Source organism: Pseudoalteromonas sp. G4 (assembly GCF_028875915.1).
Taxonomy (GTDB): domain Bacteria; phylum Pseudomonadota; class Gammaproteobacteria; order Enterobacterales; family Alteromonadaceae; genus Pseudoalteromonas.
Window position 1 is genome coordinate 1 of the sequence record NZ_JAPEHW010000108.1, and the last position, 10,791, is coordinate 10,791.

Here is a 10,791-nt window from a genome sequence, read left to right on the forward strand (position 1 = left end):
CTGCCACCACAGCATCAACGGCCGCTGCTACAGCTGCTATTGCGGCATCAGGAGCAGCCTCTGCGGGAGATGGTGGCTAAAAGAAATAGTTTAATGTTGCGCGAACATTACGACCCGCCTGAGGGTATGGGTGTAATGTAGTGCCACCTTGTTGATAGCTTTTGTCTAGTAAGTTATGCGCTGTGAGCGACACACTGAAATTGTCTAAAATCTGATAGTTAATTGCCGCATCCAATAAAATAACATCATCCACTTGATTGTGAGGGTCGTTAAAATTAACTCCTTGATCTGGGTAAGGGTCGGTGATTTCTTGTCCATTGGAAATGATATGAATTGGAGACTGTTGTTCACTTATATATCGCACAGTGAAACTTGCATCTGCATTATCATTTAACTGCCAACTGGTAATAAGGTTAGCTGTTAAACTTGGCACATTATTAATTTCATCACCAGTGGTTGCAAAGCGATCAGAATCAATAACAGCTTGATAACCAAGTGTTGCATGCCAAGTAATGTCACGTTTTGTTAAACGCGATTCCACTTCAACACCCCAAGTGGTTAACTCCCCCGCATTTGAGTAATTTGGCTCGTTTGCACCAGCATTATTATCGCGAAATATAAAGTCATCTAATTGGTTATAGAAGACATTTACTGCACCGTAAAACTGGTGTTCGGCAAGTTTTATGCTAGGCGTAAACTGTAATGATGAGAGTTTTTCTGGTTTAAGCGTTTGCGCACCTCGGAAAGAACTTAATGTACTAAAGCGATTCCAGTAAGTCGCATCAACGAATGACGTTGCATATGAGGCTTTAAAATTATAGCCATCTTCGCCTTGGTAAATTATTGCGAGGCGCGGACTCAAGTCGTTAATGTTATCGCTACCGGTACGGTTTTTTTGATCAAATCGCGCACCAACATTGGCAGGCCAATTTGCTGAAAAACGATATTTCACCTGTGCAAAGGCTGAGTAAATTGATTCACTGCTTTCTTTGATTAGAGGCGTTTGTTGGTCAGCCGGAAAGTAATCCTCTCCATTTAGCGAAACCGCAAAATGAGAGTTTGTGATTTTCATATGGTCTAGTTGCAAACCAATTAAATAATCAATGTTATCAATGCGTTTGCTGACATGTGTTAGCAAACCTGAGGAAAGCTCCTGCCAGTTAACACTTGCAGCTTGATTAGATGCAGGAGCTGTGACGACAACCGAATCAATTTTATTCTTATCAAGGTAGATTTCTTGGTGCCATTGCCAATTAAATATTGCATCTTGATGCGAGAGATTGATATGTGTTGAGGCGTAACCTAAACCTGGCCCCGTGCCTGAGTGTTTGCGGATGTTGTCATAATTGTATGCTTCGCCACTTATGCCACCTGCACTAAATGGCTCAATATAGTGAGAGCTGCGGGTGTTAGCTAACAATCGCCAGTCTTGATAAATGACTTTAGCCCCTAAATCATAGGTGTTTTTGTCTTGATATGACCCTAAATGGGCATATGCGTCTTCTCGTGGTGCTGGTGAATAGTTATTTTGTGGTGCAATGTTTAAACGCTCACCTTCAGCTGAAAAATACTGTGCCCATGCCAGTAAATCCCAGTTTTCACCCTGTGTTCCTAGCGTTAGGCTTGCTTGTTTATGGCCTTGATTACCGCCAGTAATTGCAACTTGAGACTGTGTTAACTCACTACCCGTTTTTAATATAATATTTACCGTAGCTGTGAGAGCAACATTGCCATAAATAGAACTAGAGGGCCCTCGCAGCACCTCAATTTGTTTTATTTTATCAAGACTAATGGCGTAGTCTGGAGAGGCCATTGAATAGCTTCGGCTGTTAAGACGATGGCCATCAATTAAAAATAGGATTTTCTGCTGTGATGAGGTGAAAACACCTCGGGCAGCAATGTTTTGTTCATTCTGATCTTCAACATGCGTCATGTTTGGCACATATGCCAGTAACACGTCTTTGATATTGCGTGCGCCCGCTTGCTTAATCATATTCGCGGTAATTACCGTAACGGGCACTGGCGCTTCACTTAAAGACTCTTTAGTAAGGGAAGCTGAAGAAACTTCTACATTAATGAGTTGTTCTAAAGAAAGGTCGAATAAATCATTATTGGCAATAACGAGAGACGAATTTAACGCTAGCAGCATAGTGCTGGAAAATAATGTCCATTTATTAATTGTACTGTTACTAGCTAAACTCATCTCGTTACTCTTTCGCATTTGGGTCTACATCAATTCACTGAACCAAATAAAAAAGCCAATAGGGCGATGCAACATCTTGCCACAATTAGAATTTCAAGCAAGCTTATTGCAATGGCTTTTGCTCGCCAGACATCATACCGCGAGTGAATGTTGCGTTATGCCAAAGTAATAATTCGCCTTTTTCACCACGTTTGATAGAGCTATCAATCGCGATCACTTTGCTTTTGAAATGTGTTTCAATGGTTGGCATGGAGGTATGGCCAACAATCACTTTAGTTGCATTTAATTGTTTTAGTATTGATGAAATTTGAGCTTCTTCCAAGTTTTCATCTCTAAAATAGCCGCGATACCAAATAGGGCCATTTGAACTATGCAGCGATAGCCATGTTGGATTTTCTTTTAGGGCGTTTTTACTTAGCCCAATGGTTTCACGAAATTCATTATTTGCTTGTTCTAAGCTTAAATTAAGATCAAGAAATTCCTGATGAATGCCGCCATGTAGAAATACAAAACCATTTATTTTGATAATAGTAGATTTGCTACGAAGCCAACGACCCAAAACGCTTTGTTCGCTATATTGTTGGCGTAAATCGTTATTGAAATGCGATACTGCATGAACGTATTTAGGGTGTAAATAGCGCTGATCATCGCGCAATACCATATATTCATGGTTACCTAGTAAATAGTGTAATTTACCGCCAGCTGCAGCTGCTTGCTGCTCTAGTTTAAATACCAGCCATAAAGCTTCAGTAACAGTATCGCCACGGTCAAAAATATCACCTGTAATTACCAAATGGCCTTTGCCATAAGACCAATTTAACTGTTGGTCGATGATGCCATTGTTTTGCAGTAAAGTTTTGAAAATATCGAATTGGCCATGAATATCACTAATCGCGGCAATCTTTTCTACATTCTGAAAACTATCTATTTCGTTTGCTGAAAAAGTTTGGTTGATAGCCAGAGGACCTGAATATACAGAGACTTTTTTGGTGTTTTCGAGAATATCAATTTGCTCTATTTTGTTATTTTTATAAAACAAATAAGGACCATCGCTGTAAAGCGTTTGGGCTAATGCGCTATTGGCAAACAGTGAGCTGACTAGCATTATAGTTATAAGGGTAAAGCGAATCATATGATAGTGTTATTCAATTAGAGTTATTGTCTCTCTAGAGTGGCTTTGAATTTTTAAGCTAGCAACTCTTTAATGCTCGTTTTTATATCTATTCTATATTTTTATCTGCAAAACCCTTTTAATTCAATGTGATATTTATTTTTCATTAGAGTTGCTGTCGAGCGTATTCAAGGTAGTTTGAAAGGCTTTCTTGCCATAATTTTTTAAGTTTTTCGCCATCAAAAACCAATCTATTATTGAGTAAATCGCGTTCGCATTGTTTGAGTGCAAGACCAAAACGGTTAAATCCTAATTGTAATGCTGTGCTTGCTAAGCGGTGAAGAATTCGAATAGTTTCATCTGTTTGCTTTTCAAAATCATTTTCACAACGGGCAAGTTTATCGCGAAGCGACATAATAAATTCATCATAAATTGCATTAAACTCATCTTGGGCGAAGGAAGCACTTAAGCTGTTGGCCGCAGTACTATCAAATAGTACATCATCAACTTGTTGATTAGTTTGTAAATAGACTTGTTGCTGTGAATTGAAAATGGCCTGGCGTAATTTTTCGATGCGAATAGGCTTACCGACAATATCTTTAATACCAAGTGTTAAATACTCTTTTACTTCGTCAGGACTTAAGCTCGCAGTAAACGCTAAAATGGGGGTTTGGCTATTTTTATGTTGCGAGCTAGCGAGTTTTTTAACCACTTCTTGTCCTGAGAAATCAGGTAAGTTCATATCGAGAAGAATAAGGTCAAAAACTTCATTTTTAACCATTTCTATAGCTTCTTGGCCGGTGCTTGCTAGGGTAACGTTGTGTTGATCCATTGCCATAAATTCAAGCGCTAATTTTTGATTAAGTGGTAAGTCTTCAACTAATAATACATTTAAGCCTGTAAGCGTATCAGCGTTCACTTTACTTTGTTCCACTAAGCTAAGCTCACCTAAACTAAAGCTAATATCAAAGTTAAACTGACTACCTAGGCCAAGCGTGCTTGCTATTTTTAGTTCGCTATCCATTTTATTGAGTAAGCGCTCGCTGATGGCTAAACCTAGGCCTGTGCCGCCTTTTAGTTTTCCTGCATCACTTTGTACATAAGGTTCTTTGAGTTGCGCTATTTCTGATTCAGCTATGCCAGGACCAGAGTCTGTAACTGTAAAACGTAATTTATGCTCAAGCGGTGCCTTTTCAAGCACCTCTACGGATAAAGTGACTTGGCCGCTGTCGGTAAATTTAATGGCATTACCGAGTAAATTGATCAGTACTTGTCTTACGCTTTGCTGATCAAAGTAATAGCAGGCTTTATTTGGTAGCTGATTATTAAGTATAAAATCAATGCGCTTTTGTTGCGCTAGAGGTCGATACAGTAAACAGAGGTTTTCCAGCCAAGGTGTGAGCTCAATATCTTCTTCTGTTCCCGACTCTGTATTTTGTTCAAGGCGAGCATAGTCAAGTACCTTACCAATGAGTAAATTAAGTGATTCGGAAGAGTTAATGATTGCTTCACAATAGGGTTTCACTTTTGCATTGGGCGATTGATTTAAAATCAATTGAGCGCTGCCCATAATGCCATTTAAGGGCGTGCGTATTTCATGGCTCATAGTCGATAAAAAAAGCCCTCTAAGCTCTGCATCTTGTTGTGCTTTATCTTTTAATTCAGAAAAATGTAATGCTTTGCGCTCACTACATAAATAAGCCATACCGAGTGCATATAAAAGTGGGCTAATAATGCCTGTAACCATAGCGCCAATTGCAAACCATGCATCACTGAAAATCTCAGACGCTTCAAGTGGCACTAAATAATAGGTACGTAGCGGATAAATAATAATAAATATTGCCGCATGGCAATAATAAATGTGTTTTGCAAAGCGGTGGTTAGAAGTATTGATGCTGGTAAAAACCCAAAGCATTACAGCACCTTCTAAAAAGCGTTGAAAATTGAAAATAAGTAAGCGGTTATGAACATCCGACTCACCGTAGGTATACCAAGCAAACATAATGATGCAGCAAACGGTTATCAGGTTGAATAGTTTTATAACCGCGCTATTGATAGCAAAAAAACGCTGCAAAATATGAATGCTGAGAATCGAACAAATTAAAACAATAAGGCTGGCGATACCTGCTTTTATATCAACTATGCGGTAGAGGTAGAGTGAATAATTAATTAATGCAATTAGCATTAAACTGGGTAAAAGCAGGTTGGTAAAAGCACCATCTACGTTTTTATTATCACGCCAGACCTGAAAGCTAATAAACCAAGATAGTAATAAACACGCCACCAACGACGTAAAGGGTATTTAAATCAAGCATAATAAGCGCTCTTTAACCTGCATCTTAATATGCTATCACTAATTAGGCTGGCTAAAAAAGCAAAAGGCAAACATTAGGTGTTCGCCTTTTAGGTTATTGGATTGGGATGTCTTAGCTAAGATTAGCTATGAAACTTTACAAAAGCAAGTACAATTATTTAACAAATAATTTACTTTGAGTTGTGCGCGTAGCGCTCTTTGTCTGTAGCTAAATCCAGCCGAGCAATAGCCTTAAAAGCATTATGTTTATATGCAAACTCTGAGGCTGACATGCCATTGCAACGTAATACATCTTTTGCTTGGTGTTTACGAAGACCCGCTTGCTTTAAACGCTTTAGAATTAATAATGGATTGTCTTTTGCAATTGCAACGCAAAGGCTTGAATCTGCTGAAGAGTCTGCTGTAACAATTGACTTTGCTTTGCTGTGAGCTAGGCTCTGTGTGCTTGTGAAAGAGAGTAATGCAATACCTGCTGTAAGTAGTAATGTTTTCATGTCGGCTTCCTTTTTAATGGCTATGAGTACAGTGCAAGCAAAAGGTAACGTAAAAACTGCTACTTTGTGTTTGAAAATTATGATGCGATGTAAGCAATTATGTTTAATTTGTTTGGCTAAAAATCATTCTATTTACACTGTGTAAAAGAAAAAGTGCTTTTCGCTATTTTAATTATTGATTAAAATGCAATTAAAATCCGTTCAACACTTTAAACAAGCCGATTACCGAAAACAAAATAGTAAATTGTGTAAAACGTAGTTAAAACGTTAATTTTTTGCGGTACCTGCTTGCAAAATGATTTGTTACAGATTGCCCTAAAAAAGAGCTTTGAGTTTAATCTATACCTCTAAATTTGAACAAAAGTAAGAGCGTAAAGGGCAATACATGCTTGTGTAGTTTGTAAGTTGGGCAATCCATTTTGTTCCTTGTTACTCACTAGTATTAAAACTCTAACACCTCCGCTCAGTTATTCTCTTATTGCATTAATTCCAGATGATTGTAAATTAAGCATTCTGGCAACAAATAAGTTCATCATAAGGAGATAAAAGGTGACTGACCAGGTAGTTGAAACAAACGAAAAACAAGATGCGTCGGCAAAGAATGGCGCGAAAATTAACTATGTACTTTACCTAGCTAGTATCATTTTAGGTATTACAGGTCTAATTGCTGTAATCATGGCATATGTTAATAAAAAAGATGCGCCTGAGTGGGTGCAAACACACTATCAATTCCAGATCCGTACATTCTGGATCGGATTACTTTATGCTGTCATCGGTGGCATTTTAACTGTTGTCGGAATTGGCCTGCTAATTCTTTTATTCTATTTAGTATGGTTAATTGTTCGTTGTGTGAAAGGGCTTAAAGCTCTTGATAAAAATGAACCAATTGAAAACCCAACTTCTTGGATGTTCTAATTCTATTTTAGTTGTGTTTTAAAAAGGCGCTTTAAGCGCCTTTTTTCTTTTACCACTTCCATAGTGAAGTTGAAATGGACTTTGTCTTGCTCGAAGTTGGGTAAAGATACCAAGTTTCATTTTGCGTATTGCTGTTCTTTGTATAATCTAAGAAGGTGTCGTATGCCTCACCAAGGTCCGTGTATTCGAGAGGTAGTAACCATTGATCCGGAAAAACTAAAGCATACGGATAACCCAAATCATCTTTATATTGTGTATTTGAGTCACCACTATTCGTTGATTGAGATAGTTGTGTTGCATTACCTGACAAGTGAATTTCATACCCTGTGGTAAGTACATGTAAATAGGGGTCATAAGGTGCAGCAGGAATAGCGCTGAAATCTAAAGGTGTATCAAGGTTAAATGAAAAACTAAATTTATGGCCTTGAATTGGTGATTGACTGCTTAGTGTATTGGCAAAGTCACTGCCTTCCACCTTCATTAGTGCTTTGGTATTTTCGAACAGTTTTAAATTGAGATTACCGTTTACTTCTTGCAGTTGCGGATAGCCAACCGCTTGCTCAGATGTGCCAGGTTTAAATAAGTTCACAAGCGCATTGCCAGACACATAATCGCTAAAAGGGACATGTAAATACCAGTCGTGATTAGCAGACGCACCACGGGCAATCATATATCCGACACCGATAACCGAGGTAACTTGCGAATCTTTAATGCCAAAACCAACACGATAACCAATCACCAGATCGTTAAAATCATAATCACCGCGATTAGGGTATTGATCCTCATATGCCACTACGAAATAAGAAGCGCTGCTTGGATAATAAACCCAAGAGTCAGCAGTTTCTTCGAGTTGTGATTGGGCGACCACTAGTGGGGCTTCATCAACACCTGGAGCAAGTTCCGTAAGCACTTGAGCGTCATAAAAATTAACAACTGCAATATCTTCAAAACCTCCGCTGTAATCATAAAATGCTTCAGGGTCGCCGAGAGAGCTATTCGTTTGTTTTAAGCGTACAGCTAAAAATGCGGAATCAGCACTCGCTAATGAATCAGGTACGATGATGGTTAGTAAGCTATCAAACTCTGAGGTTATATCATTTAAAGTCGAACCAGTGATACGTGACGAACCCGATTCACCAATCATGGTATAGCGAAAAGTACGATTAGTTTCACTGATTGCAGCAACTAAGCTGGTGGTTGGGGTATAAAATTCACTGTAGCGAGATTCGCTGCCATTGCTCGTAATGATAAGTTCAACAGTATCAACTGTAACGCCTTGGGTAGAGGCTTCTTTGCAGCTTCGTTAATATCCACAGCAAAAACAAGTTTGTTGCCGTGCTCAATACGCAATGACTCTAAATCAATTGCTGTAAGGTTATTAGCACTTTGCTGCGCTTTAAAAAGGTCAATATAGCCGTAACCTTGTTTGATGGTGTCGGCCATTTTCACTGACTCGACAGCAACTGCATTAAAGCTCAAAAAAATCGCAATATAAGAAAGTACCTTCATAACGAAATCTCCCCTGTTACTTGCTCATCATCGCTAAAATCTGAAAAGATATCGTACTTAATGGTTTTAACGTTATTTGGTACGTGAATAGAAAAAATTTGTTTTTCTGGAACTTTACCGAGGTAAAGGGTTTGTTCGGCATCGACATATACTTTGATGTAAATATTGTTGCCGTTAAGCGCTAATGTTTGTAAGTCAATTTCTACTTGGTGCTGTTTAAACTGCGTAAAATTAGCATTTTCATCAACAGCATTATCGCTAAGTTTGTTTGATTGTAAGCTCACTGGCGTAGGGGCAGGTGGTTGTTCATTGCTTGCGCCCCCGCCACATGCGATAAGCATTAAACACAATATGCTACTGGCTAGATTTTTCATGAGAAACATCCTTCTTACCGAGAGTAATAAGAATGTTCAAGAAATGAGCCTACTTTAATGCGTTGAATTTTATAGGATTATGTTTTTAAGGTTCGTTTTTGCGTTGCATTTTGCAACGCTTTAAAACCCAATAATGGTGATTCGCCCTTGTGCTAATGGAGGGATTTGCAAAGAAATATCAAGTCTTCGATTAGCAGGGGTTTTATAAAGGTTTTCTAATTTAGGAAAAGTGTGGTCAATAAAGTTCGTATTTTTTAAGCGTAAACTTTTTCGGCTTTGATGATCGAGAAAAACAATCGCAGCTTTTTGCAAAATCTGTTGAGTGGTTTCCATTACATACTTGCTTGGCCGTTTAGATTTGATCACGCGCTGAATATGACCATTAGTTACGTTGGCATTACTCTTAGCTAATATACACGCAGCATAAATATCTAATAATGCTACAGAGCGAATTTTTTGTGTTTCACTGTCTTCAAATACCGCCATTATGCAGGGCAGTTTAGATTCATCAAATACTTGTGGCTTAATGATGTTAATAGTGAGCTCGTTTGAAGTAAGTTTTACTAAATTTTTTTCTAATTGAGCTAAATTTGGTAACGCTAAGCCTTCTGAAAGCTCCTCAATTTCATTAAGAATAATCTCGCTTTGCTCAACGCCTTGAACTAATGGCAATAACTTTTCATACAGCTGTGCATCATCAAAAGGCTTGCTCAACACAAAGTCAGCACCCGCTTGCTGTGCTTGCTCTAATTGTTGGCTATCGTCAATTGTGGTGATCATGCCAATTTGTGTGGAGAGCTGTTTCTTGCGAATAGCTTTAATGAGTGCAATCCCACTGAGCTCCGGCATATTCCAATCGGTAAGTAAAATATGAGGTTGCCATTGCCCGATGATAGAAAGGGCATCAATCGGATTGTTGGTTTTTTTGATTGATAAATGACGATAACCAAAGCCTTCGAGTGAACGCCTTACAATTTCAAGTGTTGCTTTGCTATCGTCTACAACAAGTATTCTCAATGTGGCTATCTGCAGTAGTAGATAATTTAATCAGTATAGTCGCAAAAAATAATCAAGACTATACTTCAGTTGTTATCTGAGTGGAGATGTTATGAATATCCCAGGCTTAACTTCTTATAAAGTATTAGAAATATTAGCGCTTGATTTAGGCTTGCTGATATTAGCAGGCTGGTTTGTCATTCTTTGGTTGATAATTAGAGAATTCAGAAAGTTCGCGTTTAAGGTCAGTGGTGGGTCGCAAGTAGTGGACGATAAGCTGATTTCAGAGTATCAAGATTCAATCGAAATGGCGCTCAATTACAGCGCTGAGAATCGCGATACACTCGATGCCTTAATTCGCGTTCAGCAGGGGCTTGAGAATAAGCTTGCCAATATTAAAGCATCTACTTCAGATCATATCAGCAAAGAAGAAAAGGCATCGATGGATGACCTTAATGCGCGTTTACAAAAAGCTCATCAACTAATTAAAAAACTTAAAGGTGATTTAGACACCAGTGTGAAAAAACTCAGAACCACACGTGAAAAACTTTATTCTCAGTATGATACGGTTGAACGTTTAACCAAAGAGAATAAAAAAATAAGTGAGCAGTTTGAACAACTCGAACGGGAATATGTGCAGCTAACGTCCAATTCATCAAGTAGTTCAAATAGTGAAGAAAATAATAATCTAAAAAGAGCATTACAGCAGTATAAAAAACAAATGGCAGAACAAGACCAGGTTATCCAGCAATTAATGGCTCAAGGTGCAGATAATACTGATGTAGGCGAAGCGAAAATATTACAGCAAAAATTATTAGAAGCTGAAGAGCGATTAACACATCTAGTAAAAGAAAAAGATTTTGTAGAGAAGAAGT

General features: G+C 38.3%; 10 protein-coding genes. 2 read left to right on the plus strand and 8 right to left on the minus strand.

Annotation, left to right across the window (positions count from 1 at the left end):
- Positions 1 to 76: 76 nt before the first annotated feature.
- From ON073_RS19120 to ON073_RS19135, 4 genes are all read right to left on the minus strand, one after another.
- Positions 77 to 2,203, minus strand: a complete 2,127-nt coding sequence (locus ON073_RS19120) for a TonB-dependent receptor plug domain-containing protein (protein WP_274763479.1) — start codon at positions 2,201 to 2,203, stop codon at positions 77 to 79.
- A gap of 103 nt (positions 2,204 to 2,306) precedes the next feature.
- Positions 2,307 to 3,308, minus strand: a complete 1,002-nt coding sequence (locus ON073_RS19125; protein WP_274763480.1) for a metallophosphoesterase — start codon at positions 3,306 to 3,308, stop codon at positions 2,307 to 2,309.
- A 172-nt stretch (positions 3,309 to 3,480) separates the two neighbouring features.
- Positions 3,481 to 5,598 carry a response regulator gene (locus ON073_RS19130; protein WP_274763481.1) on the minus strand — a complete coding sequence of 706 codons (2,118 nt, stop codon included), beginning with the start codon at positions 5,596 to 5,598 and terminating at the stop codon, positions 3,481 to 3,483.
- Positions 5,599 to 5,798: 200 nt separating this feature from the next.
- On the minus strand, positions 5,799 to 6,122 hold the full coding sequence (locus ON073_RS19135; protein WP_274763482.1) for a DUF3718 domain-containing protein: 324 nt from the start codon (positions 6,120 to 6,122) through the stop codon (positions 5,799 to 5,801).
- Positions 6,123 to 6,671: 549 nt separating this feature from the next.
- Here ON073_RS19135 and ON073_RS19140 point away from each other — a divergent pair.
- The gene (locus tag ON073_RS19140; RefSeq protein WP_274763484.1) at positions 6,672 to 7,037 is read left to right on the plus strand and encodes a DUF4870 family protein; all 366 of its coding nucleotides are present in this window, start codon (positions 6,672 to 6,674) and stop codon (positions 7,035 to 7,037) included.
- Positions 7,038 to 7,086: 49 nt separating this feature from the next.
- Here ON073_RS19140 and ON073_RS19145 read toward each other — a convergent pair whose 3' ends face one another.
- The 4 genes from ON073_RS19145 to ON073_RS19160 form a co-directional block, all read right to left on the minus strand.
- Positions 7,087 to 8,181, minus strand: coding sequence for an LruC domain-containing protein (locus ON073_RS19145; RefSeq protein ID WP_274763485.1), 1,095 nt, complete (start codon positions 8,179 to 8,181; stop codon positions 7,087 to 7,089).
- 41 nt (positions 8,182 to 8,222) lie between these two features.
- A complete protein-coding gene (locus tag ON073_RS19150) occupies positions 8,223 to 8,546 on the minus strand; it encodes a hypothetical protein (protein WP_274763486.1) in 324 nt (107 codons plus the stop codon).
- On the minus strand, positions 8,543 to 8,920 hold the full coding sequence (locus ON073_RS19155; protein ID WP_274763487.1) for a hypothetical protein: 378 nt from the start codon (positions 8,918 to 8,920) through the stop codon (positions 8,543 to 8,545). Before ON073_RS19155 ends, ON073_RS19150 begins: the two co-directional genes overlap by 4 nt.
- 120 nt (positions 8,921 to 9,040) lie before the next feature.
- Positions 9,041 to 9,937 (minus strand): response regulator, encoded by an 897-nt coding sequence (locus tag ON073_RS19160; RefSeq protein WP_274763488.1) that lies wholly within the window; start codon positions 9,935 to 9,937, stop codon positions 9,041 to 9,043.
- Between the two features lie 91 nt (positions 9,938 to 10,028).
- On the opposite strand from ON073_RS19160, the gene ON073_RS19165 reads away from it, so the two are divergent.
- Positions 10,029 to 10,791: chromosome partitioning protein ParA (locus tag ON073_RS19165; protein WP_274763489.1), on the plus strand; the 763-nt coding region annotated here is incomplete at its 3' end.